This is a genomic window from Klebsiella sp. MS 92-3, from assembly GCF_000195655.1.
Lineage (GTDB): Bacteria > Pseudomonadota > Gammaproteobacteria > Enterobacterales > Enterobacteriaceae > Klebsiella > Klebsiella pneumoniae.
Genome location: NZ_GL882869.1, coordinates 119,006 through 145,959 on the forward strand (window position 1 = coordinate 119,006; position 26,954 = coordinate 145,959).

General features: G+C 59.0%; 23 protein-coding genes and 1 pseudogene. 10 read left to right on the top strand and 14 right to left on the bottom strand.

Annotation, left to right across the window (positions count from 1 at the left end; all coding sequences use genetic code 11):
* Window positions 1–180 (top strand): annotated as a pseudogene (locus HMPREF9538_RS00895) (GDP-mannose pyrophosphatase); the annotation flags it as partial.
* 18 nt (window positions 181–198) lie between these two features.
* Here the strand turns inward: HMPREF9538_RS00895 and HMPREF9538_RS00890 are convergent.
* Window positions 199–1,485 carry a serine hydrolase domain-containing protein gene (locus HMPREF9538_RS00890; protein ID WP_020317131.1) on the bottom strand — a complete coding sequence of 429 codons (1,287 nt, stop codon included), beginning with the start codon at window positions 1,483–1,485 and terminating at the stop codon, window positions 199–201.
* Between the two features lie 104 nt (window positions 1,486–1,589).
* Here HMPREF9538_RS00890 and HMPREF9538_RS00885 point away from each other — a divergent pair, with 104 nt between their 5' ends.
* Window positions 1,590–2,477, top strand: a complete 888-nt coding sequence (locus HMPREF9538_RS00885) for a LysR family transcriptional regulator (protein WP_009486446.1) — start codon at window positions 1,590–1,592, stop codon at window positions 2,475–2,477.
* A gap of 58 nt (window positions 2,478–2,535) precedes the next feature.
* Here HMPREF9538_RS00885 and rplY read toward each other — a convergent pair whose 3' ends face one another.
* Both rplY and HMPREF9538_RS00875 read right to left on the bottom strand, forming a co-directional pair.
* Complete coding sequence (gene rplY, locus HMPREF9538_RS00880; RefSeq protein ID WP_002912979.1) at window positions 2,536–2,820, bottom strand: 50S ribosomal protein L25; 285 nt, start codon at window positions 2,818–2,820, stop codon at window positions 2,536–2,538.
* 136 nt (window positions 2,821–2,956) lie between these two features.
* Window positions 2,957–4,714: a DEAD/DEAH box helicase gene (locus HMPREF9538_RS00875; RefSeq protein WP_004144263.1), complete on the bottom strand. Its 1,758-nt coding sequence runs from the start codon at window positions 4,712–4,714 to the stop codon at window positions 2,957–2,959.
* Between the two features lie 147 nt (window positions 4,715–4,861).
* Here HMPREF9538_RS00875 and rsuA point away from each other — a divergent pair, with 147 nt between their 5' ends.
* The 3 genes from rsuA (at window position 4,862) to HMPREF9538_RS00860 (ending at window position 7,450) form a co-directional block, all read left to right on the top strand.
* A complete protein-coding gene (rsuA, locus tag HMPREF9538_RS00870; protein ID WP_009486447.1) occupies window positions 4,862–5,581 on the top strand; it encodes a 16S rRNA pseudouridine(516) synthase RsuA in 720 nt (239 codons plus the stop codon).
* Window positions 5,578–6,774 carry a Bcr/CflA family multidrug efflux MFS transporter gene (locus HMPREF9538_RS00865; protein WP_009486448.1) on the top strand — a complete coding sequence of 399 codons (1,197 nt, stop codon included), beginning with the start codon at window positions 5,578–5,580 and terminating at the stop codon, window positions 6,772–6,774. Before rsuA ends, HMPREF9538_RS00865 begins: the two co-directional genes overlap by 4 nt.
* A gap of 331 nt (window positions 6,775–7,105) precedes the next feature.
* Entirely contained in the window at window positions 7,106–7,450 is a 345-nt protein-coding gene (locus HMPREF9538_RS00860; RefSeq protein WP_002912974.1) for a YejG family protein, read from the top strand.
* A 3-nt stretch (window positions 7,451–7,453) separates the two neighbouring features.
* Here the strand turns inward: HMPREF9538_RS00860 and yejF are convergent, their stop codons facing one another.
* The 9 genes from yejF to HMPREF9538_RS00815 form a co-directional block, all read right to left on the bottom strand.
* Window positions 7,454–9,043: a microcin C ABC transporter ATP-binding protein YejF gene (gene yejF, locus HMPREF9538_RS00855; RefSeq protein WP_009486449.1), complete on the bottom strand. Its 1,590-nt coding sequence runs from the start codon at window positions 9,041–9,043 to the stop codon at window positions 7,454–7,456.
* 1 nt (window position 9,044) lies between these two features.
* Window positions 9,045–10,070 carry a microcin C ABC transporter permease gene (locus tag HMPREF9538_RS00850; protein ID WP_002912972.1) on the bottom strand — a complete coding sequence of 342 codons (1,026 nt, stop codon included), beginning with the start codon at window positions 10,068–10,070 and terminating at the stop codon, window positions 9,045–9,047.
* Window positions 10,070–11,164, bottom strand: coding sequence for a microcin C ABC transporter permease YejB (locus HMPREF9538_RS00845; protein WP_004200501.1), 1,095 nt, complete (start codon window positions 11,162–11,164; stop codon window positions 10,070–10,072). The genes HMPREF9538_RS00850 and HMPREF9538_RS00845 overlap by 1 nt, the downstream gene beginning before the upstream one ends.
* 9 nt (window positions 11,165–11,173) lie before the next feature.
* Window positions 11,174–12,979 (bottom strand): extracellular solute-binding protein, encoded by a 1,806-nt coding sequence (locus tag HMPREF9538_RS00840; protein ID WP_009486450.1) that lies wholly within the window; start codon window positions 12,977–12,979, stop codon window positions 11,174–11,176.
* Window positions 12,980–13,047: 68 nt separating this feature from the next.
* Window positions 13,048–14,610, bottom strand: a complete 1,563-nt coding sequence (locus tag HMPREF9538_RS00835; RefSeq protein ID WP_002912968.1) for a cyclic di-GMP phosphodiesterase — start codon at window positions 14,608–14,610, stop codon at window positions 13,048–13,050.
* Window positions 14,611–14,798: 188 nt separating this feature from the next.
* A complete protein-coding gene (gene mepS / locus HMPREF9538_RS00830) occupies window positions 14,799–15,368 on the bottom strand; it encodes a bifunctional murein DD-endopeptidase/murein LD-carboxypeptidase (RefSeq protein WP_002912967.1) in 570 nt (189 codons plus the stop codon).
* Between the two features lie 426 nt (window positions 15,369–15,794).
* Window positions 15,795–16,508 (bottom strand): phosphatase PAP2 family protein, encoded by a 714-nt coding sequence (locus HMPREF9538_RS00825; RefSeq protein WP_002912965.1) that lies wholly within the window; start codon window positions 16,506–16,508, stop codon window positions 15,795–15,797.
* 37 nt (window positions 16,509–16,545) lie between these two features.
* Window positions 16,546–17,523: a CobW family GTP-binding protein gene (locus HMPREF9538_RS00820; protein WP_009486451.1), complete on the bottom strand. Its 978-nt coding sequence runs from the start codon at window positions 17,521–17,523 to the stop codon at window positions 16,546–16,548.
* Between the two features lie 120 nt (window positions 17,524–17,643).
* Window positions 17,644–19,110, bottom strand: a complete 1,467-nt coding sequence (locus HMPREF9538_RS00815) for a mannitol dehydrogenase family protein (protein WP_009486452.1) — start codon at window positions 19,108–19,110, stop codon at window positions 17,644–17,646.
* Between the two features lie 207 nt (window positions 19,111–19,317).
* Between HMPREF9538_RS00815 and uxuA the strand changes: the two genes are divergently transcribed.
* Complete coding sequence (uxuA, locus tag HMPREF9538_RS00810; protein WP_002912952.1) at window positions 19,318–20,508, top strand: mannonate dehydratase; 1,191 nt, start codon at window positions 19,318–19,320, stop codon at window positions 20,506–20,508.
* Window positions 20,509–20,578: 70 nt separating this feature from the next.
* Here the strand turns inward: uxuA and yeiP are convergent, their stop codons facing one another.
* A complete protein-coding gene (gene yeiP, locus HMPREF9538_RS00805; RefSeq protein WP_002912951.1) occupies window positions 20,579–21,151 on the bottom strand; it encodes an elongation factor P-like protein YeiP in 573 nt (190 codons plus the stop codon).
* Between the two features lie 147 nt (window positions 21,152–21,298).
* Between yeiP and HMPREF9538_RS0128615 the strand changes: the two genes are divergently transcribed.
* The gene (locus HMPREF9538_RS0128615; RefSeq protein WP_004175066.1) at window positions 21,299–21,553 is read left to right on the top strand and encodes a YkgJ family cysteine cluster protein; all 255 of its coding nucleotides are present in this window, start codon (window positions 21,299–21,301) and stop codon (window positions 21,551–21,553) included.
* Between the two features lie 39 nt (window positions 21,554–21,592).
* Here the strand turns inward: HMPREF9538_RS0128615 and setB are convergent, their stop codons facing one another.
* Window positions 21,593–22,774, bottom strand: coding sequence for a sugar efflux transporter SetB (gene setB / locus HMPREF9538_RS00800; protein WP_004151122.1), 1,182 nt, complete (start codon window positions 22,772–22,774; stop codon window positions 21,593–21,595).
* A 336-nt stretch (window positions 22,775–23,110) separates the two neighbouring features.
* Between setB and fruB the strand changes: the two genes are divergently transcribed.
* Genes fruB through fruA form a run of 3 tightly spaced genes read left to right on the top strand, consistent with a single transcriptional unit; the run spans window position 23,111 to window position 26,891 of the window.
* A complete protein-coding gene (gene fruB, locus HMPREF9538_RS00795) occupies window positions 23,111–24,241 on the top strand; it encodes a fused PTS fructose transporter subunit IIA/HPr protein (protein WP_009486454.1) in 1,131 nt (376 codons plus the stop codon).
* Complete coding sequence (gene fruK / locus HMPREF9538_RS00790; RefSeq protein ID WP_002912941.1) at window positions 24,242–25,180, top strand: 1-phosphofructokinase; 939 nt, start codon at window positions 24,242–24,244, stop codon at window positions 25,178–25,180.
* Between the two features lie 16 nt (window positions 25,181–25,196).
* Window positions 25,197–26,891: a PTS fructose transporter subunit IIBC gene (gene fruA, locus HMPREF9538_RS00785; protein WP_002912939.1), complete on the top strand. Its 1,695-nt coding sequence runs from the start codon at window positions 25,197–25,199 to the stop codon at window positions 26,889–26,891.
* The last annotated feature ends 63 nt before the right edge of the window (window positions 26,892–26,954 follow it).

The window sequence follows — 26,954 nt, forward strand, 5'->3', positions numbered from 1 at the left end:
GGGGGGGCGGGGGGGGGGGGGGGCGGGGGCGGGGCGGCGGAAGGTGAGGATATTGAAGTACTGGAGTGGCCGCTGACGCGGGCGCTGCAGGCTATTCGCGATGGCGAGATCATGGATGCTAAAACCATTATCCTGCTGCAACACCTGGCGCTGAATGCCGACACGCTCCTCGCCGGCTGAGCGGCAAGGAGCGGGGAGTTAACGCAGCTCGCGGGCAATGGCGCTGTACATCAGCGCCGCTTCCAACGGCTGAGCGTTGAAGGAAGGTTCCGCCTGCGGCCAGGTCGACCACTGGACGATCACCAGGTGTTCCGCGCGGTTCACCATGATCACCTGGCCGTAGATCCCCAGCGCCCACAGCGACCCTTTAAGCCCTTCCTGCGGCGTCGGCTGGACGTTTTGCGCATTCGCCGGAATCGCGTTATTCCACCACTGATAGCCGTAAATACCCTCCGGATGCGCTGCCGAGACCGAGTTTAGCGCCTTGGTCCAGCTGGCGGCTTGATCGAACCAGCCAGTCGGCACCAGCTGTTTGCCATTGCTTAACCGACCGTCACGGGCGACGAATTCACCAAAGCGGCCCCAGTCTTCAAGGGTGGCGTTAAAGCCGTGGGCGCCGACGTCGTGCTTCCCTTGCTGATAAGCATGCCACACGCCGTCGTGGGCCATCCCGGCCGGCTGCCATAGAGCCTGTTCAAGCCAGGCGGCCAGCGACATGCCGGTGGCGCGCTCCAGGATATCCCCAAGCAGCCAGGCGCCGCCGGAAGAGTAGGACCACTGCTCGCCCGCCGGGTGTTGACGCGCCAGGCCAGTGACGATCTTACGCACGCAGGCATAGGCGCCGGGCTGCGCTTCACACTGGGTCAGGCGGGCGAAATGCGAGTGCGGGTCGGTGTAGTCTTCATTCCATTCCACCCCGCTGGTGTGTTGAATCAACTGCTTCAGCGTTACGCCGTCCCAGGCGGTGCCTTTCAGTTCGGGTTCATAAACGGTAATCAGGTCATCAAGGGAGTGGATTTTACCCTGTTGAATGGCGATACCGACCAGCGTCGAGACCACCGATTTGCCTACCGAGCGCGAGGTCCACAGGGTGGTGTCGGTATTACCTTCGGCGAGATATTTCCAGGCGACTTTACCATCTTTCAGCACCAGCATACCGCTGACGTTCTCGCGCTTCAGGTAATCCTGCAAATTCCAGGTGTGGCCGTTGAGCGTATAGCGGGCATCGGTCAGTTGTTTTTCAGCGCGCTCCAGCGGCGTCGAGGCGCCGTGGCGGAAGACATCGCCGGCATAGTTGCGATAGTCATTGCGAAAGCCAATCACGCGTGAAGTCTGATCCCAGCTGAGCATGTCTTTGGCCGCGGGTAGCGTTTGATCGTAAGGCGTTGGGCAGACATCCAGCGTCAGGCTGCCGCAGTGTTGCGCCATTGCCGCCGCCGGCAGCGCCGCCAATATTAACGCCAGGGCCAGTGGTTTTCTTATCATTGTCATTTCCTCGTTTGCCATAGATTCGCTGCGCAGTATATAAATCGGCGCGCGCCGGCTAAAATCAGCACATGGGGGATTTTCCCCCTTAAGGGAGAAAAAGGATGAAAACCCTACAGTACTCATTCGCACAGATTGAAGCCTTCGCGACGATTGCTGAGACCGGCAGCCTGTCGCAGGCGGCCATTCGTTTAGCTAAAGACCGGACCACGCTGCGCGATCTGCTGGACTATCTGGAAGATGCTCTGGGCTACCGGCTGTTCAGCCGTGAAGGACGTAGCCTGACGCTAACTGCCGAGGGTGAGCAGCTGTTTCGCCAGGCGCATCTGCTGTTGCGTCAGGCGCAGGCTTTCGAGTCTTTTGCGCAAACGCTGCCGCAAACCGCCGGGCAGGCGCTGCGTCTGGTGTACGATCCCTTCGTGCCGCGTGAATTTCTCTGTGCGCTGGCCGATAACCTGGCCCGACGGCAGATCCGCCTGAGCTGCTGGAGCGCCTCGCGTCGCGAAGCCGAGCAGGCGCTGAGCGATGGCGTGGCGGAGATGGCGATATGTCAGGCTAACAACCGCACGCTGGGGAGCGAAATGGAGTGGCGGGCGCTCGGCACCGTGGATCTGCGTTTCTACGCGGCGGACAGCCTGTTCCACGACGCTCCGCGGCCGCTGACGCTATTGAATCTTTCGTTGACGCCGCAGTTAGTGATGCACCGGCGCAGTGACGATCAAATCGCCCGCCGGCTGCAGATTTCCGGCCATACGCTGTATATGAATGAAATTACCCTGTTGCGCCATGCGCTGGAGCAGGGGAGGGGCTGGGGGTTTTTACCGGACCATTTGCGGCCAGGCGAGTGGCAGGGAGTCAGTGAAATCGCGACGGAGGTCGGCAGTCAGGGGCTGAACGTCACTATGGTGATGCTCTGGCTGCCCGGAATGAATAAGCATCGGATGCTTAACGACATCGTGCACGAGGCGCCGGAGCTTTGGCAGCGCAGATAACAAAACGCCCCGGAGCCTGAGACCCCGGGGCGCTTGCCATACAACTTGCTATCGGCGATTACGCGCGAACGAAGTCGATGTGAGTCAGTTTCGGCTTGAACGCGTGGCGCTGAACAGCCTGAACTTTGACTTTTTCTTCTTTGCCATCAACAACGACGGTCAGAACTTCGCTGTAAAACTCAGCTTTGTCCTGCATGTTCCATACTTTGTCGTGGTCCAGTTCGATAGCAACCGGAGCAGCTTCGCCACCGTAGATGATTGCCGGGAACTTGTTAGCTGCGCGCAGGCGGCGGCTCGCACCCTTACCCTGCTCTTTACGTACTTCTGCGTTGATAGTAAACATTGATGTCTCTCTATATATAAAGCCTGCTACAGGCGACCCAGCAACAGGCGGATTATCTGCTTTGCGAATGCAAAAGCGGGCGGCATTATAGCCGCCAAACGACACCCGGGCAATCAAAACCTCAGCTTTCCGCTAATTAACGCAGCTCGTTGGCGCGACGAAAACGCCCCTGATAATCGAACACTTTTTCCCGCACCTGCCAGTACTGCCCCTTCATGCGGGCGACGACAAAGTCCGGATGGCGCAGCAGCGCCTGCTGGGTCACGATATCCGCCGGCGTTATCCAGCGCAGCGGCACCCCGGGGGTGCGGGTATGCGGGCGAATAAACAGTTGTTCGAAGGCGGTGCGCTGGGCGGGGGTCTGCAGACGGAAGCGCTCACTGACATCCGCCCCGTCTTCATCGTAGTAGGTGATTTTCAGCCACGGGCCCTTCTCGTCGCCGCCGTGCTGCAGGGCCATGCCGCTGCAGCGCAGCACCAGCGCGTCCTTCAGTTTCAGCGCCGCCTTCAGCATATCGTCCGGGTCAACCAGTATAGTGTCGCACTCCCGGCAGCGGCGGGCGGCGATGTCGTTTTCCGCATTACACTGCGGGCAGTTTTTAAAGCGAAAGCGGAAGTCGCACTGTTCGCGGTGGCCGTCGTCATCTTCGAACCACCCCTGGCAGCGGCGGCCAAAGTGTTCAATCAAGGTGCCGTCGGCGGTGGTTTTGCCCCAGAAGGTATTGGCGAAGCCGCAGGCCGGGCAGAAGACCTGCACCGGCACGTTGTCGCTTTTGCCCTTCGGCGTCCCCACTTCCGGGGCATACAGGTCATGCGGATTGCCGGCGTAGTCGAGGATCAGACAGTCGGTTTTCCCCGGCGCCAGGCGCAGACCGCGGCCAACGATCTGTTGGTAAAGACTCACCGACTCGGTGGGGCGGAGGATGGCGATCAGGTCGACGTGCGGGGCGTCGAAGCCGGTGGTCAGCACCGCGACGTTCACCAGATAGCGATACGCCTGCGCTTTAAAGGCCTCGATGATGCGATCCCGCTCCGGCCCAGGCGTTTCGCCGGTGATCAGCGCCGCCTGGCCTACCGGCAGCAGGCCGGTCACTTCCCGGGCGTGTTCCACGGTGGCGGCAAAGATCATCACCCCTTTGCGGTTTTCGGCGAACTCCACGATCTGGCTGACAATATGCGGCGTGATACGCTGTTGTTTTTTCAGCTCATGGTTAAGATCGGCTTCGCTGAACAGGCCGTTGCTTTGCGCCTGCAGGCGGCTGAAATCGTACTGCACCACCGGCATATCGAGGCGCTCCGGCGGCGTCAGATAGCCGTGTTTAATCATATAGCGCAGCGGTAGCTCATAGATGCAGTCGCGGAACAGGGCCTTTTCATCGCCGCGCACCATCCCATGATAATGGAACTGATAGATCCAGCCCTTGCCAAGGCGGAACGGCGTGGCCGTCAGGCCGAGCAGCCGGATCTGCGGATTGACCTGCCGCAGGTGACCGATGATCTGCTGATACTGGCTGTCGTCATCATCGCTGATGCGGTGGCATTCATCGACGATGAGTAGCGAAAATTCGCTGCGAAACTGGTCGAGATTGCGCGCCACCGACTGCACGCTGCCGAACACCACTTTGCCGTGGCTCTCTTTTCGCTGCAGACCGGCGGCGAAGATATCCGCCTCGAGGCCAAGGGCGCAGTATTTGGCATGGTTCTGCGCCACCAGCTCTTTGACATGGGCCAGCACCAGCACGCGGCCGCGCGCCAGCCTGGCAAGCTCGGCGATCACCAGACTTTTGCCCGCGCCGGTGGGCAGGACAATCGCCGCCGGCTCGGTATGGCGACGGAACCAGGCGAGGGTGGCATCGACGGCTTCTTGTTGGTAAGGACGTAATGTAAAAGTCATGAATTCACGGGGCTAATTAACTGGCGAATAGTATGCCATGAATCTTTTCCCTTGAGTGGTGTTAAGAGCCCGTTATACTAGCCGGTGAAATTCTTCTTTTTCGGGCGATTTGCCCGCTCCAGCACTATGACAGGCTAAAAAAATCTCATGCGACTTGATAAGTTTATCGCTCAGCAGCTGGGCGTCAGCCGGGCTATTGCCGGGCGTGAAATTCGCGGCAGCCGCGTTACCGTGGACGGCGACATTGTGAAAGATGCCTCTTTTAAGCTCCAGCCGGAGCACGAGGTGGAGTATGACGGAAATACGCTGACCCAGCAGAATGGCCCGCGTTATTTTATGCTCAACAAGCCGCAAGGGTACGTCTGTTCCACCGACGATCCCGATCATCCGACTATCCTTTATTTCCTCGACGAGCCGGTGGCGCATAAGCTGCACGCCGCCGGACGGCTGGATATCGACACCACCGGGCTGGTGCTGATGACCGATGACGGCCAGTGGTCGCATCGCATTACCTCGCCGCGCCACCATTGTGAAAAAACCTATCTGGTGGCGCTGGAAAACCCGCTGGCGGAAGGGACCGCTGAGCTGTTCGCCAAAGGCGTCCAGCTGCATAACGAAAAAGATCTCACCAAACCGGCGTTGCTGGAAGTTATCACTCCGACCGAAGTGCGCCTCACCATCAGCGAAGGCCGCTACCATCAGGTGAAACGCATGTTCGCCGCCGTGGGCAACCACGTGGTTGGCCTGCATCGGGAACGCATCGGCGACATCCTGCTGGATGAATCGCTGGCGCCGGGTGAATATCGTCCGCTGACGGAAGCGGAAATCGCCAGCGTGGGCGCCCCGCAGCCACGGAGTAAAACGTGACGCTGAAGCAGAATTCTTCACTGGGGATTGTGTTTATCCTTGGCCTGCTGGCCATGCTGATGCCGCTGTCTATTGATATGTATCTTCCGGCCCTGCCGGTGATTGCCGCCCAGTATAACGTCCCGGACGGCAGCGCGCAGATGACGCTCAGCACCTATATCCTCGGCTTTGCGCTGGGTCAGCTGCTGTACGGCCCGATGGCGGACAGCCTTGGCCGCAAGCCGGTGATCCTCGGCGGGACGCTGGTCTTCGCGGCGGCGGCGGTAGCCTGCGCCCTGTCGCAAACCGTCGATATGCTGATTGTCATGCGTTTCTTCCACGGTCTGGCAGCCGCGGCGGCCAGCGTGGTGATTAACGCCCTGATGCGCGACATCTATCCGAAAGATGAGTTTTCGCGCATGATGTCGTTTGTCATGCTGGTCACGACCATTGCGCCGCTGGTGGCGCCGATGGTCGGCGGGGCGGTGTTGGTCTGGTTCAGCTGGCATGCCATCTTTTGGATCCTCGCCCTGGTGGCCCTGCTGGCCTCGCTGATGATCGGCCTGTTTGTCCGCGAAACGCTGCCGGCTGAAAGGCGTCAGCCGTTCCATCTGCGCACCACGCTGGGTAACTTTGCCACGCTGTTCCGCCACAAGCGGGTACTGAGCTATATGCTGGCGAGCGGCTTTAGCTTCGCGGGCATGTTCTCTTTCCTTAGCGCCGGTCCCTTTGTCTACATCAATATAAACCACGTCGCGCCTCAGCACTTTGGCTACTATTTTGCGCTGAACATCGTTTTTCTGTTTCTGATGACCATGTTCAACAGCCGGTTTGTGCGGCGGGTAGGGGCGTTGCGTATGTTCCGCGCCGGGCTGTGGATCCAGTTTGCCATGGCGGTGTGGATGGTGGTCTGCGCGCTGCTGGATGTCGGCTTTTGGTCACTGGTGATCGGCGTAGCGGCCTTTGTCGGCTGCGTATCCATGGTGTCGTCTAACGCCATGGCGGTGATCCTCGATGAGTTTCCGCATATGGCGGGCACTGCTTCGTCGCTGGCGGGGACTTTCCGTTTCGGTATCGGGGCGATTATCGGCGCGCTGCTGTCGATGGCGACGTTTACCACCGCCTGGCCGATGCTGATCTCTATTGCCTTCTGCGCAACCTGCTCTATTTTCTTTTCGCTTTACGCATCCCGGCGGCGAAAAATCGCACGCTAGGTCACATTTTCAGGGGCGAAATCGCCCCTTTCTTGATGCATGTCAACCGCAATGGGCTTCAGGGTTCTGCCATTTGTTTCCTTTATGTAAAATCAATTAGTGTAAAAAGTCGCATTGTTGCGATAAAAAAGTTGTTTTGGATCACAGAAACGGGTACATATAGCGCCAATCGGCTCGCCGGGTATAAAAAATAAAGCGCTGGATTATAAGCGCTTAACCCTGGTCCGCCGCCGCTGTAAACGTTTTCTGCCTCAAGGCAGGACTATTTGTCAACAGTGTGTTAATATTGATGTAAATTTATTGTGAAGCCTTTTGCTTCCGGGGAAACCAAGTGAATACACAACAACTCTCTATCGTACACCGTCTGCCGCAGAGCTATCGCTGGCTGGCCGGTTTTGCGGGTTCCAGAGTTGAACCGATTCCGCAAAACGGCGCGCAGAACGAGAACAGTCTCGTTGCCCTGAAATTGCTGAGCCCGGACGGTGAGAAAGCCTGGCCGGTGATGCATAAGCTCAGCCAGGCGTTAAGCGACATCGAAGTCGACTGTTCCGTGCTGGAGTGCGAAGGCGAACCCTGCCTGTTCGTTAACCTGCAGGATGAGTTTGCCGCCACCTGTCGTCTGAAAAACTTTGGCGTGGCCATCGCCGAGCCCTTCTCCGGCAATAACCCTTTCTGACCGTCAGCTTAGCGTCAGCAGCTGGCGGGTATACTCATGCCGGGGTGCGCTGAAGACGGACTTGCACTCGCCCTGTTCGACCACCTCTCCCTGACGCAGCACCATCACCTGGTGACACAGCGCCCGCACCACGCCTAAATCATGGCTGATAAAAATATAGGCCAGCTGATGCTTTCGCTGTAAGGCTTTCAGCAGGTTCAGAATCTGCGCCTGAACGGTTTTGTCCAGCGATGAGGTCGGTTCATCGAGGACGATCAGCTGCGGTTTGACGATCAACGCTCTGGCGATGGCGATACGCTGTCGCTGGCCACCGGAGAACGCCGCCGGATAGCGCTGGCGGCTGGCCGGGTCGAGGCCGACCTCCTGCATGGCAAGGATCACCGCCTGTTCGCGTTCGGCCGCCGTCAGCGTCGGCTGGTGGACGCGCAAGCCTTCCTCAATGATCTGCTGCGCCGTGAGGCGCGGATTGAGCGACGAGTTCGGATCCTGAAAAACCACCTGCATCTGTCGGCGCAGCGGTAGCAGCTGTCGGCGGTTACGCCCCTGAATCGGCTGGCCGGCGAAGGTTATCTTGCCCCCGGACGGGATCAGGCGCAGCAGGGCCAGGCCGGTGGTGCTTTTACCGGAACCCGATTCCCCCACCAGGCCCAGCGTCTCGCCGGCGCGCAGCTGAAAGCTGAGGCTGTTGACCACCCGATGATGATCGACCACCCGACGCAGGATCCCTTTGCGAACGGGAAACGCCACCTTTAAATCGTCCGCCTGCAGCAGCACCGGGGCATCGGCGGCCAGCGGCACCGGCTCTCCGTCCGGCTCGCTATCCAGCAGGCGTTGGGTGTAGGGATGCGCTGGCGCGCTGAACAGCGCCCGACAGTCATTGTGTTCCACGCAGCGGCCGTTCTGCATTACCGCCACCCGGTCAGCCAGCTGGCGGACGATGCTCAGGTTATGAGTGATAAACAGCAGCCCCATGTTCAGCTCCTGCTTCAGCTCGCGCAGCAGTTGCAGAATTTGCGCCTGCACCGATACGTCCAGGGCGGTAGTCGGCTCGTCGGCGATCAGCAGCTCCGGGCGCGTCAGCAGCGCCATGGCGATCATCACCCGCTGGCGCTCGCCGCCGGAGAGCTGATGCGGATAGTCCGCCAGCCGCCGCGGCGCCTGACGGATCCCGACGCGCTCCAGGCAGTCGAGGATCTCCCCGCGCGCCGCCTGTTTGCGCATTCCCCGGTGTAACGACAGCACCTCGTAGAGCTGTTTTTCCAGGGTGTGCAGGGGATTGAGCGATACCATCGGCTCCTGAAAGATCATCGCGATCCGGTTGCCGCGCACGCCGCGCAGGGTCGCCTCATCCGCATGCAGCAGCGACTGGCCATGAAAACGGATGTCACCGCTGGGGTAGCTGGCCGGCGGGGTAGGGAGCAGCCGCAGCACCGACAGGGCGGAGATGCTTTTACCTGAGCCGGATTCGCCCACCAGGGCCAGCGTTTCGCCGACCGCCACCTCGAGCGACAGATTATGCACCACGGTCTGCGTCTCGCCCTGCTGGCGAAAGGCAATAGAGAGATTGTCGATAGCTAACAGCGGGTGGGTCATATTACACCGCCTTACTCGGGTCAAAGGCGTCGCGAACCGCTTCACCGATAAAAATCAGTAGCGTCAGCAGCACGGCGACGGAGAGAAATGCGGCAATGCCCAGCCAGGGCGCCTGCAGGTTGTTTTTGCCCTGCAGCAGCAGCTCGCCGAGGGAGGGCGAGCCGAGCGGCAGGCCGAAGCCGAGAAAATCCAGCGACGTCAGGGTGGTAATGGAGCTGCACAGGATAAAGGGCAGGAAGGTGAGGGTCGCCACCATCGCGTTGGGCAACATATGCCGCAGGATGATCTGCCGGTCGCTAACCCCTAACGCCTGCGCCGCCCGAACATAGTCGTAGTTGCGGGTGCGGAGAAATTCCGCGCGCACCACGCCCACCAGCGTCATCCAGCCAAAGAGAACGGTGATTGCCAACAGCCACCAGAAGCCCGGCTGCACGACGCTGGAGAGCAGGATGATCAGGAACAGCGTTGGCATGCCGGACCAGACTTCGATAAAGCGCTGCCCCCACAGGTCGATTTTACCGCCGTAGTAACCCTGTATCGCCCCGGCCAGCACCCCCAGCACGCTGGAGAACAGCGTCAGCAGCAGACCGAAGAGCACCGAGATGCGTGTCCCATAGAGGATCCGCGCCAGCACATCGCCGCCGTTGGCGTCGGTGCCGAGCCAGTTGCTGGCTGAGGGCGGCGATGGAAAGGGAACCGTGCTGGCAAAATTAATTGTCGTCGCGCCGAAGCGTACTGGCGGCCATAGCGCCCAGCCGTGAGTCGCCAGCTGCTGCTGCAGCCAGGGATCCTGATAGTCGGCGGCGGTGGCGAACGCGCCGCCGAAGGTTTGCTCGGTGTAGTTTTTTAACACCGGGACGTACAGCTGGCCCCGGTACTGCACCAGCAGCGGGCGATCGTTGGCCAGCAGCTCGGCGCCCAGGCTGCAAAGAAAGAGAATTAAAAACAGCCACAGCGACCAGTAGCCGCGACGGTTGTGGCGAAAGCGCGCCCAGCGGGCCTGATTAACGGGACTGAAGAAAGACATTAGCGGCCCTCAAAATCAATGCGCGGGTCGACCAGCGTATAGCTGATATCGCTGACGATATTCAGCAGCAGGCCAATCAGAGTGAAAATATAGAGCGTGCCAAACATCACCGGATAGTCGCGGGAGACCGTCGCTTCATAGCCCAGCAGACCCAGGCCGTTTAGCGAGAACATCACTTCGATCAGCAACGAGCCGGTAAAGAACATACTGATAAAGGTGGCCGGGAAGCCGGCGATCACCAGCAGCATGGCGTTACGGAACACGTGTCCCCAGAGGATCTGTTTCTCACCAACGCCTTTGGCGCGGGCGGTGACCACATACTGTTTGCGGATCTCGTCGAGGAAGCTGTTTTTGGTCAGCATAGTCAGCGCGGCAAAGCCGCCAATTACCGTCGCCAGCACCGGCAGGGTGATGTGCCACAGGTAGTCGAGGATCTTCTGATACCAGGGGAGGGTGTCGAAATTTGGCGAGACCAGACCGCGCAGCGGGAAGAGGTCGAAATAGCTGCCGCCGGCAAAAATCACGATCAGCAGGATGGCGAACAGAAAGGCAGGGATCGCATAGCCAATGATAATCAGCGTACTGCTCCAGATATCAAAGCGGCTGCCGTTGCTGACCGCTTTGCGGATGCCCAGCGGAATGGAGACCAGATAGATAATCAGCGTGCTCCACAGCCCGAGGCTCACCGAGACCGGCAGGCTGTCTTTAATCAGCTGCAGCACGGAGGCGCTGCGAAACAGGCTGTCGCCGAAATCAAAGCGCAGATAATCGCCCAGCATCTTCAGATAGCGTTCGTGGAGAGGTTTATCGAAGCCGTAGCGGTGGGTTATCTCGGCGATGACTTCCGGGTCGAGGCCGCGCCCGCCGCGATAGTGACCCTCGCTGATATTGCCTGCGCCGGTGCGGGCATGGCTGGCGCCCATTCCGCCGTCGCCAGCCCCCGGCATCCCGCCGCGCTGATTAAACTCGATGGCGGCGATGGCCTGATCGACCGGGCCGCCAGGCGCGATCTGGACAATAAAAAAGTTAATGGTGATGATGGCCCACAGGGTGGGGATGACTAACAGCAAACGGCGGATCAGGTAGCTGCCCATGGGATGTCCTTAGCGTCTGTCCGCGGGGAGGGTGGCCGCTTTGTTCACGTCGTACCACCAGGTATCGAGGCCGGACGAATAGATGGGGCGGGTCGCGGGGAAAGAGAACTTATTCCACCACGCGGTGCGGTCCTGCGCCATATACCACATCGGCAACATGTAGTTATTCCAGGTCAGCACACGATCCAGCGCCCGACCGAGAGGGATCAGTTTCTGCTTATTGCCCTGCCACTGCAGGATCTGCGCAATCAGCTTATCCACTACCGGGCTTTGCACCCCCGGCGCGTTGTAGCTGGAGTGAATATAGTCGGACGCCCAGGAGATTTGCAGGTCGGTCCCCGGCCAGGGCATGGCGCGCCACAGGCTTGGCATCATGTCGTAATCCCGGCTGCGGCGGCGGTTGCTGTACTGCGAATTATCAACCTGACGAATATCCATGACGATCCCCAGACGCTGCAGGTTGTGCTGAAACGGCAGCACCCAGCGGTCATTGCCTCCGGCCGGCAGCAGTAGCTCAAAGCGCAGCGGCTTGCCGGTGGCGGCGTTGACCCGGCGCTGGTTCTTCACCGTCCAGCCCGCCGCATTGAGCAGGGCGTCGGCTTTGAGTAAGTTGGCGCGGTCGAAGCCATCGCCGCGGGAGACCGGCGGCTGGTAAACCTGGCTGAAGAGCTCCGGAGGCAGTTCGTTTTTCATCGGCGTCAGCAGGGCCAGCTCGGCTGCGTCAGGCAGGCTGCGGGCGGCATATTCGGTGTTCTGGAAATAGCTGTTGGCGCGCTGATAGGCGCTGTAAAACAGCGCCTTGTTCATCCATTCGAAATCGAACGCCAGGGTAATGGCCTGCCGCACCCGGCGATCGGCAAAAATCGGGCGCTGAATATTGAACGCCAGCCACTGTGTATCCTGCGCCGAGGTATTGGTATGCTCATCTTTAATGATGTAGCCGCGGCTGAAGTTGCGACCGACGTAGCGGGTAGCCCAGTTTTTGGCGACGGTCTCTTCCCGGCGATCGACGGCCCCCGCTTTAAAGGCTTCGAAAGCGACATTGTCGTCGAGATAATAGTCATAGCGCAGCGTATCGAAATTCCAGCGACCGCGGTTGACCGGCAGGTCGGCCGCCCAGTAGTTGGCGACCCGGGAATAGGTAATGTATTGCCCCATTCGCCAGGCGCTGATGCGGTATGGCCCGCTGGCCAGCGGCGGCTTCGACAGCGGGTCGCTGAGTTTGTGCTGGCGCCAGAACGCCTCGGGCATCACAGGCAGGCTCAGCAGACTCAGCATGTTCTCTTTGCCGGGCTGGCCGAGGTCAATACGCACGGTCAACGGCGCGATGGCCTTCACGGAGGTGCCTTTATAAAACAGGCGAAACTGCGGCACCCCTTCGGTCATAAACTTGTTGAAGGTAAACGCCACATCGCGGGCGGTGATCGGCGTGCCGTCATGGAAGCGGGCGCGCGGGTTGAGCGCGATCTCCATCCAGGAATAGTCCTCGGCATAGCGCGCCCGCTCGGCAATCAGCGGGTAGTAGCTGCCGGGCTCATCATCCGAGGTGGTGAACAGGGTATCGTAGAGCGCCTCCGTGCGTACCGCGGGGTTGCCGCGCAGCGCATAACGGTTGAAGTTATCAAAGGTGCCGATCGCCGCCAGGGTGAGGGTGCCGCCTTTCGGCGCCCTGGGATTGACGTAATCAAAATGACTGAAACCGGCGGCGTATTTCGGTTCGCCGATAATCGCGAAGGCTACGCTTTCCTGAATGGTTTGCGCCTTAGCGTCCAGGCTAAACAGAGCCAGCAGAATCAGAAAGAGGCGCGCATACATAGGCGGCAGAATACCCTGTCATGGCCGGCCCCCATGGCCGACATCCGTTCCCGCATCATAAGTGAGACTTAGCGCGTTGTGAAATAGTTCGCGGGTTCATCGTGCGCAGCCACCAGCCCGGCCAGCGACAGCGGTCGGCTGATCCAGTACCCCTGCAGGAAATGAACGCCCTGGCCGCGAAGCCACTCCGCCTGTTCCTGGGTCTCCACCCCTTCGGCGACGGTCATTAATTTCAGCCGGCGGCTGAGGGTCAGTACCGCATCCAGCACCGGCGAGGTTACTGTTTCAGTACCAATCGCCTGCACAAAACCGCGATCGATCTTCAGATAATCGAAGTTATAGCGTTCGAGATAGATCAGCGCGCTATGCCCGGTGCCGAAATCATCAATCGCGATTTCGAATCCCTGGCGGTGGAGCCAGGCGAAGTTAGCCATCGATTTTTCTTTATCAATCATCGCCCGCTCGGTTACCTCCAGCACCACGTGAAAGTGGTCGGCTGGCAGCGCGGCGGCGAAGCGCAGCATATCGTCGCGGAAGCTGTCGGCCTGCAGATGGGCAGGGGAAATATTCAGCCCCAGCTTCACGCCGCGCGGCAGAATACGCTTCAACACCGCAGCGTCGCTGGCGATCAGCGCGAGCAGGTGATGGGTTAGCGGCACGATCATCTGCTGGGTTTCGGCCAGGTTAATAAAAACGTCGGGCGGAATTTCACCAACCACCGGATGGCGCCAGCGCATTAGGACCTCCACGCCGCTGATACGTAGAGTCTGAGCATTAACCACCGGCTGATAAACGATGTAGAACTGGTTATTTTTGATCCCCAGCAGAATGGATTTTCGCGGATCCGATTTGATCGTCAGCACGTAATAGCAGAGCAGCCCCGCCAGCAGGCCGCAGACGACCCCGAGCAGCAGAGCAAACTGCGTATTTTCCGCCAGCCAGCTGTTGGCATACAGGTAGACCTTCAGCGGTAAGCCCTCGATCTGTGCCTGGCGGATCGGCGCGTTATGCAGCGTTTGCGGATCCACCAGCCGATTACTGAAGGTGGAGATAGCGGTGTGATCGATGGCCAGCGCAATGCCGCTGAAATCGTTTTGCCGTGCGGAATAGAGGATATACGGTGTGAGATTAGCGTTAATCGACACGAAAATGCCGCTGTTTTGATCGCCGGGTTTACCTACCCACAGCGCCAGCGCCGCGCTCTTCGGCATCATCGGCGTGCCTGGTAAAATCGCCATAGCAACGGGTTTGCTGATATCGATGGCCGGGATCAGCTGGCTGAGGGGCGTATTCATGGCTCCCGTAGCCGATGAGCAAAAGGCGATGCCGTTTTTGACCAGCAGGAAAGCGCGGACGTTGGGGCTGAACGCGGCGTGGGAGGTAAGCCCGGAGTCAATATTCTCGCAGGGCTGGTCCACCAGCGGCTGCAAGCCGTCAATGGTCTGGCGCAGGTCGTGAAAATAGCTTTTCAGATAGGTATTAACATTGTTGATAATGGCGTCGAAACGCTCGGCCCGGTTATGGTAGATCACCATAAACTGAATGCTCCCGGCCAACAGCGCGACGATGATCCCCACGCTCAGGCTGGTTAACCAGGTTTTACGCTGGGGCGAAAAGTAGCGAGTAAGCATAGCCAGATTCTTTCCGTATTATTGAAGCGCATCAACGGAGTGTCGGTCGTCGTTTTTCTCATTCCCACTTAAAAGACATAGCTTATTTTGCGACGTTGAGAACCAGGTGGCAAAAAAAAACACTGCCTGGGGCAGTGTTTTTTATCCCGCAGCCAGCCAAGGGATAACCGGCGGCGGTGGAGGACAGTTTACGAGCGGCTCAGGACTCGACGCGCTTCATTGTAGCGCTTTTTCCAGTACGGCTCATCCATGCTGGAGATAGTCACCCCGCTGCTGGTGGAGGCGTGAACAAACTGGTTGTTGCCGAGGTAGATCCCGACATGGCGGCCGGTAGAGCCGGCGCGAAACAGAACCAGATCGCCTGTACGCAGTTGGGCACGGGAAATCGATTTTCCGGTTTCCTGCTGTTCAGAAGTTGAACGCGGCAGTTCCAGACCAAATTGTTCGCGGAAGGTGCGCTGCACAAACGCTGAGCAGTCGATACCCTTGCGGGTGCTGCCGCCGAGGCGGTAACGCACGCCTTTCCAGCTGGCATACTGATCCATTAAACGGGACTTTACGTCCAGGTTACGGACCATCGTTTCAAATTCATCCTGAGAGGCTTGCAGTGATGATAAATCGCCACTACCCACAGCATGCGTCTCAGAATGCATATTCCTGGCGGTACTTGTTGAACTACACGCGGAAAGCAGAACCGCTACTGCAATCGCGGGGGCTACCCGCAAGATATATCTCAAAATCGGCTGAGATTTGACCATGCTGTTTATTTTCCCTTGTTGTCCTTAACGACAATGTCGTTATAAAAAATGCCAAACGTGTTAGAGCCTAAATACCCATCCGCAATGAGACAATTCCTTAAGCTTAAATTTGTGCAGTCACGCACAATTTTATTCATGCCCTGAATTAATGCTGCGGAAAAGGCAAAACGAGAACGAGATTACCCTATCAAACGCCGCATGGCGAGCGGTTTTGCGCGATTTCTTATAAGTATTTTGGTGACAAAAAGTGAATCATCGGGAAAGGCCAAAATTACGGCAATATCGGGCAAAAAACAGACAATTCCTTCATTTGTCACGGGATTAATGTGACAAGAAGATGAACGTCATGTTGAAAAAAAGGGAAAATGTAAAAAGGGACCCAAAAGGTCCCCTTATAGTTAATGACTTTGGCGGCTGCCGGAGACATTATTTGGCCGATATTCTGCTGGGTAAGTAGCGATCGAAAAAGGCGATCAATTTATCGCTCAGCGGGGTCATCAATACCCAGGGCGCGCCGATCAGCACGGCGGTCAGGGAGCCGACGGCAATATCGCTAAACCAGTGGGCGCCAATCATTACCCGCGGGAAAGCAAAGACCACAAAGATAATCAGCGCGACGCCCAGCGCGCGACGGCCAAAATAGCGCCACATAAAGCTCGCGAAGATCAGCAGCATCATCCCATGATCGCCAGGGAAGCTGTCCTTCGACGCATCCTTAGTGGGGAAGTTAACGACGTCGCTGACGCGGGTAATATCGCTAAAAAACAGCGACGGGCTGGCGCGCTGTACCGGCATCAGGTGTTGTGCGAGCTGGTTGATGATCACCGCCGCCAGCAGCATCACCAGGCCCATGATGGCGATCTGACGACGGCCTGCAGTCGGCGCCTTTAGCCAATAGCTCAGCATCAGGCAGCCCATCGCCAGCAGCGAACAGGCGTCGAAGGCGCGATTGTTGATGATCGCCAGCAGCCAGGCATAAGCATGGCTGACGCTGACGCCATGGTTAAAGAAATGGAAGATCGCGGAGTCGACCGGCAACCACGCGCCATGGTTGGCTGGCAGATACCAGGAGCAAAATAGCGCTACACCCGCGATGTTAAGCAGCAGGATTAAAGGAATTCGGTTTTTCATCATAGCCATTGCGATTTTGTGACAGTCGGCGGCAACCTTAGCCGCCTTAACTTAAACGAAGCCTCAACAACGAGGTCTGGAGTGCGTTCCAGTCGGCTTCATTCGCGGAAATAAGCTCGATCCGACTATCGGGCGGAACGACGCTGAGGGTCTCGATATGGAGATCCTCCCCCTGACGGTTGATTCGCACCGCCCCCTCGGCAATGCGCATCACGCCTTTAACGCGCCCCACTGGCGCCAGCCTGGCCCATTCGAGCAGGCCGATGGTGTCAAAGACCGTCTCCGCGTCGAAGATCCAGCCGCAGCCCTGAAAGCCCTGGCCATTGTTGAGATGTCGGCGCCAGCGCTGGTGTTCCGCCAGGCTGAGCGCGGCGAGGCCGGAAGTGGGGGGATGGCGGTGGGCGTGCTCCGCGCTCGCCGGCAGCGGGGCGGTGTTCCGTCGTGGCTCATCGAGCAGGGTCAGATCGATATTGCCCTGGATTGCCGACACCTTGCGACGCTCGCCGCCCCAGCGCTGCCACCAGTCGGCCAGCGCCCGGGCGCTTTCGGCGGTTTCCCGATCACTTTTATTAGCCACAATGATGTCCGCCGCGGCCAGCTGATCGCGGAAGTTGTCGTTGCTGACGGCTCTTTCATCCAGCAGCTGGCGGGGATCGAGGATGCACAGCGTGGCGCGCAGATCGATCCAGGGCTCATACACCGCCGCGGTGAGGATATCGAGGATCTGCTTTGGGTGGCCCAAACCGGTGGGTTCGATCAGCAGGCGATCGGGTTTGCCCTGGCGCAGCAGGGTGTTCAGCCCAACCTGCATCGGCAGGCCATTGACGCAGCACATGCAGCCGCCGGGGATCTCTTTGAGCAGGGCGCCGCTATCGGCCAGCAGCGCGCCGTCTATCCCGACTTCGCCAAACTCGTTAACCAGTACGGCCCATTTTTCATCCGCAGGCTTCTGCGCCAGCAGATGAAGAATCGAGGTCGTCTTACCGCTGCCGAGAAAGCCGGTGATCAAATTGGTTCTGGTCACTCTTTTCTCCAGGATAAATGTAATGTTGTAACAGTTACGCCTATCCTGACGAAAAAAGGGGGAAAAGAGAAGTCCTGAGGCGGACAGAAGAGAATTCTGTCCGCATAAGCGCAAATATTGTTAAGAATTCAGCGCGCGGGCGACGGCCTCGCGGGCGCCGTGCGTCGCCAGCTGTTGCCAGGCGGCGCGGATCCCGGCGACAAACTGGGCGTTGTGCGGCAGGTCGCGGCCAAATATTTCCTCCAGCTCCAGCAGGGCGTCGACGCGCTGCTGCTCATCGCTCTGGGCCACCCGCTGCCGGATCTTGTCGACCAGCGGATCGCGCACGTCGATCGTCTGACCGGCGTCGTCCGTGCCGCTGACGTAGCGCATCCAGCCGGCCACGCCGAGAGCCAGCAACGGCCAACGGCTGTCGCGCGCCAGATGTACGCGGATGCCATCGAGCATGCGCTGGGGCAGCTTCTGGCTACCGTCCATGGCGATTTGCCAGGTGCGGTGTTTGAGCGCCGGATTGCTGAAGCGGGCGATGAGACTGTCGGCATAGGCCAGCAGATCAACGCCGGTAATGGTCAGCGTCGGAGCCTGTTCGTCAAGCATCAGCTGGCGGGCGGCGCGGCGGAAGACGTCATCCCGCATGCAGTCGCTAATGTGCGCATGCCCTGCCAGATAGCCAAGCCAGGCGAGGAAAGAGTGGCTGCCGTTGAGCATCCGCAGCTTCATTTGCTCCCAGGGCAACACGTCATCGGTCATCTGCACGCCCGCCGTCTCCCAGGCGGGGCGCCCGGCGACAAAGTGATCTTCGACCACCCACTGAATGAAGGGTTCGCAACTGATGGCGCAGGGATCGTCGACCCCCAGCACGGCGGCGATTTCCGCCAGCGACTCCGGTGTGGCCGCGGGAACAATGCGATCCACCATGGTGCCCGGGAAGCTGACGTTGTCGGCGATCCAGTCCGCCAGCGCCGGGCTGCGTTTTTCCGCCATGCCGAGGACGGCATTTTTTACCACGTGACCGTTGTCGGGGATATTATCGCAGGAGAGCACGGTAAAGGGCGGAAGGCCTCGTTCCCGGCGGCGGGCCAGCGCTTCAACTAAAATACCCGGAGCTGACTGCGGCAGCGTCGGATTCTCCAGATCGTGAATAATGCGCGGATGCGTCGGATCCAGTTTCCCGGTCGCCGGATCGATGCAGTAGCCTTTTTCCGTAATGGTCAGCGAGACAATCGCTACCTGCGGCTCGCAAAATTTTTCGATAATCGCCGCCAGCGAATCGAGCCTGGCGTTCAGACATTCGTGCACCGCGCCGATCACAATGGGCTGGTTGCCGTCGGCGCCTTTTTCCAGCACGGTAAACAGATGGTCCTGTTCGCGAAGTTGGCTCATCAGCGTGTCGCCGCTGAACAGACTGATTTCACAGATCCCCCAGTCGCCGCCGACGTTATTCAGCACGCGATCGGTGAGCAGCGCCTGGTGCGCGCGGTGAAACGCGCCAAAGCCGAAATGGACAATACGCGAGCGGAGCTGGCTGCGATCGTATTGAGGGTATTGCACGTTCTTCGGTAGCGTAGCGGTTGCAATTGTTGTCATTCTTCCCACACCTGTTTAACTGCTTATTAACAATGCCAGTCTAAAGTTATATGACAGGAAGTTAAATTGGTAAGCCGAAATTATCCGCTGACTGTGAGCTGGATCAATCAATAGGCCAGCACTGTTTGCAGCCAGGTGAGAAACATGTATGGTAGTCGTCATGAGTGTCGCCATTATTGGTATAACAACTTTTGTGAGGGCATAGCGATGGAGCAAACCTGGCGGTGGTATGGGCCGAACGATCCGGTATCGCTTGATGATGTACGGCAGGCGGGGGCGACCGGCGTCGTCACTGCGCTGCACCATATTGCAAACGGTCAGGTATGGCCGGTCGACGAGATTAAAGCGCGTCAGGCGCTGTTAGCGGCAAAAGGGTTGACCTGGTCGGTCGTCGAAAGCATTCCCGTCCACGAGGATATTAAAACCCACAGCGGGCAGTATGCGACCTGGATTGCCAACTATCAGCAGAGCATCCGCAACCTCGCGGCCTGCGGCATCGATACCGTGTGCTACAACTTTATGCCGATCCTCGACTGGACGCGCACCGATCTGGAATATGAGCTGCCGGACGGCTCCCGGGCGCTGCGTTTCGATCAGATCGCTTTCGCCGCCTTTGAGCTGCATATCCTTAAACGCCCGGGAGCGGAAGCGGATTACAGTGAAGAAGAGCAGCGTCAGGCTGAGGTCTATTTCAAGGCGATGAGCGAAGCAGATATCGATAAACTGACTCGCAATATCATCGCCGGCCTGCCGGGAGCGGAAGAGGGCTACACCCTTGACCAGTTCCGCGCGCGTCTGGCGGAGTACGACCACATTGATAAAGCGCAGCTGCGTGAAAATATGGCCTATTTCCTGCGCGCCATCGTGCCGGTATGCGAAGAGGTAGGGATCCGCCTGGCTGTGCATCCGGACGATCCGCCGCGGCCGATCCTTGGCCTGCCGCGTATCGTGTCGACCATCGAAGATATGCAGTGGCTGAAGGAGACGGTGGACAGCATTAATAATGGCTTCACCATGTGTACCGGATCGTATGGCGTTCGCGCCGATAACGATCTGGTGAAGATGGTGGAGACCTTTGGCGATCGCATCCATTTTACCCATCTGCGCTCTACCTGCCGTGAAGCAAACCCAAAAACCTTCCACGAGGCGGCGCACCTTAGCGGCGACGTCAATATGGTGGCGGTGGTGGATGCTATCCTGCGTGAAGAGCAGCGGCGTAAACAGGCCGGCGATCTGCGCCCGATCCCATTTCGGCCGGATCATGGTCATCAGATGCTCGACGATCTGCGCAAGAAAACCAACCCAGGCTATTCGGCGATTGGCCGTCTCAAGGGGATGGCGGAAGTGCGCGGCGTCGAGCTGGCGCTGAAAATGACCAAATACCCTGAACTGCTGTAATCGCGGCAATGGGTATAATAAAAAGGACAGCCAGCGCTGTCCTTTTTTACTGTCGGGGCGTTGCCGATGATTAATCCGCGCGGCCCATATAGCGGCACTCTTCGATATGAATGCGGATTTTCTCACCGGTGGTCAGGTATTCCGGCACCTGAATCACCAGGCCGGTGCTCATGGTGGCTGGCTTGGTGCGGGAGCTGGCGGACGCGCCTTTAATACCCGGCGCGGTTTCGATAATTTCCAGGTCAACGGTCTGCGGCAGCTCCAGCGCCAGCAGCTGGCCGTCCCAGGTCAGCACCTGCATGTCTGGCATCCCACCTTCCGGAATAAACTGCAGCTCTTCTTCAATCTGCTCTTTGGTAAAGGTGTAAGGGGTATAGTCTTCTTTATCCATGAACACGTATTCGTTGCCATCGACGTAGGAGAAGTCGACGAAACGGCGGGTCAGGGTGACGGTATCGACGATATCGTCGCCTTTGAAGCGCTCTTCTACTTTCAGGCCGGTGCGCACATCGGAGAAACGCATTTTATACAGTGTCGCAGCACCGCGGGCGCTGGGTGACTGAATATCAATATTTTTCACAATCAGCAGCTTGCCGTTGTAATTCAGCACCATACCTTTTTTAATTTCATTCGCTCTTGGCATTGCAGTAATCCTGTCACTTAACGAGTCAAAAATATCGCGTAAAACTACTCGCGCCCGGGCGTTCAGGCAAGCGGATTTCGCGAGTTTTGCTATCTTCTGGCAAAACGTTTAGGCTGTGGCGCAAAATGAGCGTTTGGGAGTCGGGTTGTGGAATGTCGTACTGATTGTGGCGCATGTTGCATCGCCCCCTCTATATCATCGCCGATCCCCGGCATGCCGCAGGGCAAGCCGGCTAACACCCGTTGTATCCAGCTTTCCGAGCGCAATTTATGCCTTATTTTCGGCTCCCCTCTGCGCCCGAAGGTGTGCGCCAGCCTGCAGCCCTCGCCGGAGATGTGCCTCACCCACCGCGATGAAGCGATCACCTGGCTGCTGGAGCTTGAGCTGGCCACCGCGCCCTGAGCTCAACGCAGCAGATGAGAAGGATGGAAACCAATGTGCTTACACATCTCTTATCCGCCACAGGCAGGCCTGAGTGACAACGCCCATCGCCAGCGCAATCCAGAACACCGCGTGATAGCTCCAGATCTCCGCCACTACTCCCGCCAGTGAACCGGCAATGATCCAGCCGACGCGGGTAGTATTGGTATAGAGGGTGGTGGCCGCGCCCGCCTGCCCCGGCATCAGGTCCTGGAAATAGAGCATGCCGATCCCGGCGAGGATCCCGATATAGATGGCGTTCAGCACCTGCATCGCCAGCAGCAGCGCTGGCGTATGCACCGTCAGCATGCCGACGTAAAACAGCACCCCGGCCACTGCAGAAAGACGCATCAGAAAGCGTTTGCCGAAACGCCGGGCGTAGTAACCGGCAATCAGCATGGTCGGAATTTCCAGTCCGGCGGCGGTGCCCATCATCAGCCCCGCCAGCTTCTCCGGCAGATGCAGCTCGTTAATGATAAACAGCGGCATGTTAATGATGTACAGGCTGTTAGTACCCCACATCAGGGTGCAGATGCTGAACAGCAGCAGCGCATCGCGGCGGTGCGTGCGCGGAGCTTCCAGCCGGCCGGTCGCTACCGGCTTTGCTTTGCGCATGCTGGGCAAGAATAGCCAGACCATGATCCCGCAGACGATAAACGCCGCCGCGGCGCTGAGATACATCGCGGTAAAACCAAATCCCATCGCCAGGGCGTAGGCCAGCGGGGGACCAATAACCCATGCCAGGGAGACCTGGGCACGTAAAATGGAGCTGAACATCACCGCTTCGCGGCCGGTCCTGTCGGCATGCTCCCGCGCGAGGGCAAACATCTGCGGGTTGGCGGTCGATCCAAAGCTGCTGAGAAAAACGCCGATGAACAGCAAAATGAAATAGTTGCGGTTCCAGGCAAAGAGTACGCAGGCCAGCACCCCCAGCAGACAGCAGACGACAATCAGCTGCTTGCGATCGCCCTGACGGTCGGAGCGGCCGGCGAGGAACTGACTGACCAGAATGCCAATAACCGCGCTGCCGGTAAAAAAGAAACCGACCATCGCCGGGCGGACGTGCACTTCGTTGGTCAGAAACAGGCTCAGGGTCGGGGTTTGCAGCGCCCCGGCAATGCCCGTCAGAAAGGCGACGATTAAGAAGGCGGAAGAGGTGACATCGAACCCGCGTCGGGGGAGAGCGGCGCTACGGTTTTCCATGGGTTTGGTTTTCTGTAGTTTCAGGAGACGGCGCGGAGTTTACGCCTGCTGGCTAAAAATAAACAGTAGTATGGCACGAATAATTAAAAAGGCGTTTCAAAATATAGAGTTCAGCAAAAAGCTGACGTTCTAGGCGGTCGATAGCTAAGGCTTCAGCAAAAGTGTGCAGTACCTCTAAGTTCTGCGATCAAGTCGCTGACGTACCTTGCGCGTTGAGCAAGAAAGGTACAAAATTCTTGAAACGTTTCAGCGTCATTCGGCAATCCGTTCCCCGTCAGATGGCGCCTTTTTTCTCAAGTTAGCTGAAACGATTCAATTCAGCAGGAGAGGAGAACCATGTTCCAGTTATCTGTGCAGGATATTCATCCCGGCCAGCAGGCCGGTAATAAAGAAGAGGCCATCCGGCAGGTCGCCGCCGCGCTGGTCAGCGCCGGCAACGTGGCCGATGGCTACGTGAACGGCATGCTGGCGCGCGAGCAGCAGACCTCGACCTTCCTCGGCAACGGGATCGCGATCCCGCACGGCACGACGGATACGCGTGACCAGGTGCTGAAGACTGGCGTTCAGGTGTTTCAGTCCCCGCAGGGCGTCACCTGGGGCGAAGGGCAGACCGCCTATGTGGCGATCGGGATTGCCGCCAGCTCAGATGAACACCTCGGCCTGCTGCGTCAGCTGACCCACGTGCTGAGCGATGACGCGGTCGCCGCGCAGCTGCAGTCCGCCACCACCGCGGAAGAGCTGCGTGCGCTGCTGATGGGAGAGAAGCAGAGCGAAGCGCTGAAGCTGGATAACGAGACCCTCAGTCTCGACGTCGCGGCCAGCGATCTGCTGACCCTGCAGGCGCTGAACGCGGCGCGTCTGAAAGAAGTTGGCGCTGTCGATGCCGCCTTCGTTAGCCACGTCATTAACGATACGCCGCTGAACCTCGGTCAGGGCGTCTGGCTGAACGACAGTGCGGAAGGCAATTTGCGCAGCGCCGTGGCGGTCAGCCGCGCGGCTAACGCCTTTACCCGCGACGAGCAGCCGGTTTCCCTGCTGGTCACGGTGGCGATGGCCGACGAGCAGCCGACCGCAGTGCTGAACCGTCTGAGCAAGCTGCTGCTGGACAAGAAAGCTGAACATTTGCTGAAAGCCGACGCCGCCACCGTGCTGGCGCTGCTGACCAGCGACGACGCCATTGCCGAAGATGTGCTGAGCGCCGAATTCGTGGTGCGCAATGAACACGGCCTGCATGCCCGTCCGGGCACCATGCTGGTCAACACCATTAAACAATTTTCCAGCGACATCACCGTTACCAATCTCGACGGTTCCGGCAAGCCGGCTAACGGTCGCAGCCTGATGAAGGTTGTGGCGCTGGGTGTGAAAAAAGGTCACCGTCTGCGTTTTACCGCGCAGGGTGAGGATGCGCAACAAGCGCTGGATGCGATTGGCGAAGCGATCGCCGCAGGCCTTGGGGAGGGCGCATAAATGAGCAGACGTGTAGCAACGATTACGTTAAACCCGGCATACGACCTGGTGGGATTCACCCCGGAGATTGAACGCGGCGAAGTGAACCTGGTGCGCACCACCGGCCTGCACGCCGCCGGGAAAGGCATTAATGTGGCGAAAGTGCTGAAAGATCTCGGCATTGACGTCACCGTCGGCGGCTTCCTGGGTAAAGACAACCAGGACGGCTTTCAGCAGCTGTTCAGCGAGCTGGGGATCGCCAACCGTTTCCAGGTGGTGCAGGGCCGGACCCGTATCAACGTTAAGCTGACGGAAAAAGATGGCGAAGTGACCGATTTCAACTTCTCCGGCTTTGAAGTCACCCCGGGCGACTGGGAACGCTTTGTCAACGACTCCCTGAGCTGGCTCGGGCAGTTCGATATGGTCTGCGTCAGCGGCAGCCTGCCGTCCGGCGTTAGCCCGGAAGCCTTCACCGACTGGATGACCCGTCTGCGCAGCCAGTGCCCATGCATTATTTTCGACAGCAGCCGCGAAGCGCTGGTTGCCGGACTAAAAGCGGCGCCGTGGCTGGTGAAACCGAACCGTCGCGAACTGGAAATCTGGGCTGGCCGCAAGCTGCCGGAGATGAAAGATGTTATCGACGCCGCCCATGCGCTGCGCGAGCAGGGTATTGCCCACGTGGTGATCTCCCTGGGCGAAGAGGGCGCGCTGTGGGTGAACGCCTCTGGGGAGTGGATTGCTAAACCACCTTCAGTGGAAGTGGTCAGCACCGTTGGCGCCGGCGATTCGATGGTCGGCGGCCTGATTTACGGCCTGCTGATGCGTGAATCCAGCGAGCATACCCTGCGCCTGGCGACCGCCGTCGCTGCCCTGGCCGTCAGCCAGAGCAATGTAGGAATTACCGACCGTACCCAGTTGGCCGCGATGATGGCGCGCGTCGACTTACAACCCTTTAATTGACAGCAGGAGAGGCATAATGAAAACGCTGCTGATTATTGATGCCGGACTCGGACAGGCGCGCGCCTACATGGCGAAAACCCTGCTGGGTGCCGCGGCGCCGAAAGCGCACCTTGAGCTGATTGATAACCCGAATGACGCCGAACTGGCCATCGTGCTGGGAACCGCGCTGCCGGCCGATAGCGCGCTGAATGGTAAAAACGTTTACCTGGGCGATATTAACCGTGCTGTCGCCCATCCGGAGCTGTTCCTGGGAGAAGCGAAAGACCACGCTAAGCCCTACGTTGCGCCAGCGGCGGTAGCCGTTCCGGCCGCCGCTCAGGGGCAGAAACGCATTGTCGCGGTCACCGCCTGTCCGACCGGCGTCGCCCACACCTTTATGGCGGCAGAAGCCATCGAAACCGAAGCCAAAAAACGCGGCTGGTGGGTGAAGGTGGAGACCCGCGGCTCCGTTGGGGCGGGCAATGCCATCACCCCGGAAGAGGTGGCCGAGGCGGATCTGGTGATCGTCGCTGCCGATATCGAGGTGGACCTGGCGAAATTCGCCGGCAAGCCGATGTACCGCACCACCACCGGTCTGGCGCTGAAGAAAACCGCCCAGGAGCTGGATAAAGCGGTGGCGGAAGCCAAACCGTACCAGCCATCCGGCAAACCTCAGGCGGCTGCTGAAGGGAAAAAAGAGTCGGCGGGCGCCTATCGCCACCTGCTGACCGGCGTCTCCTATATGCTGCCGATGGTAGTGGCCGGGGGCCTGTGTATCGCGCTCTCCTTTGCCTTCGGGATCAAAGCGTTTGAAGTGAAAGACACCCTGGCGGCGGCGCTGATGCAGATCGGCGGCGGCTCGGCCTTCGCGCTGATGGTGCCGGTACTGGCAGGCTTTATCGCCTTCTCCATTGCCGACCGTCCGGGTCTGACCCCGGGCCTTATCGGCGGTATGCTGGCGGTTAGCGGCGGCTCCGGCTTTATCGGCGGGATCATCGCTGGTTTCCTTGCCGGTTATGTGGCGAAAGCCATCAGCACGAAGCTGAAACTGCCGCAGAGTATGGAAGCCCTGAAACCAATCCTGATCATTCCGCTGGTCTCCAGCCTGATCGTGGGTTTGGCAATGATCTATCTGATCGGTAAACCGGTAGCCGGTATCCTCGCCTGGCTGACCCACTGGCTGCAAACCATGGGCACCGCCAACGCGGTTCTGCTGGGCGCGATCCTCGGCGCGATGATGTGTACCGACATGGGCGGGCCGGTAAACAAAGCGGCCTATGCCTTTGGCGTTGGCCTGCTGAGTACCCAGACCTATGCGCCGATGGCGGCGATCATGGCGGCCGGTATGGTGCCACCGCTGGCGATGGGTATCGCGACGCTGGTAGCGCGCAATAAGTTCGACAAAGGGCAGCGGGAAGGGGGCAAAGCCGCGCTGGTTCTTGGCCTGTGCTTTATCTCGGAAGGGGCGATTCCTTTTGCCGCCCGTGACCCGATGCGCGTTCTGCCGTGCTGTATCGTCGGCGGCGCGGTAACCGGCGCTATCTCCATGGCGGTCGGCGCGAAACTGATGGCGCCGCACGGCGGGCTGTTTGTTCTGCTGATCCCGGGGGCGATTACGCCGGTGCTGGGCTACCTGCTGGCGATTGTTGCCGGAACGCTGGTGGCGGGCCTTGCCTACGCCGTGCTGAAACGCCCTGAGGCGCAAACAGCGGAAGTTGAAAAAGCGGCATAATCCTACCGCAATAAAAAAGGGGCGCGTGTTTTGGCCCTTTTTTTTTTTTTTTTTTTTCCCCTC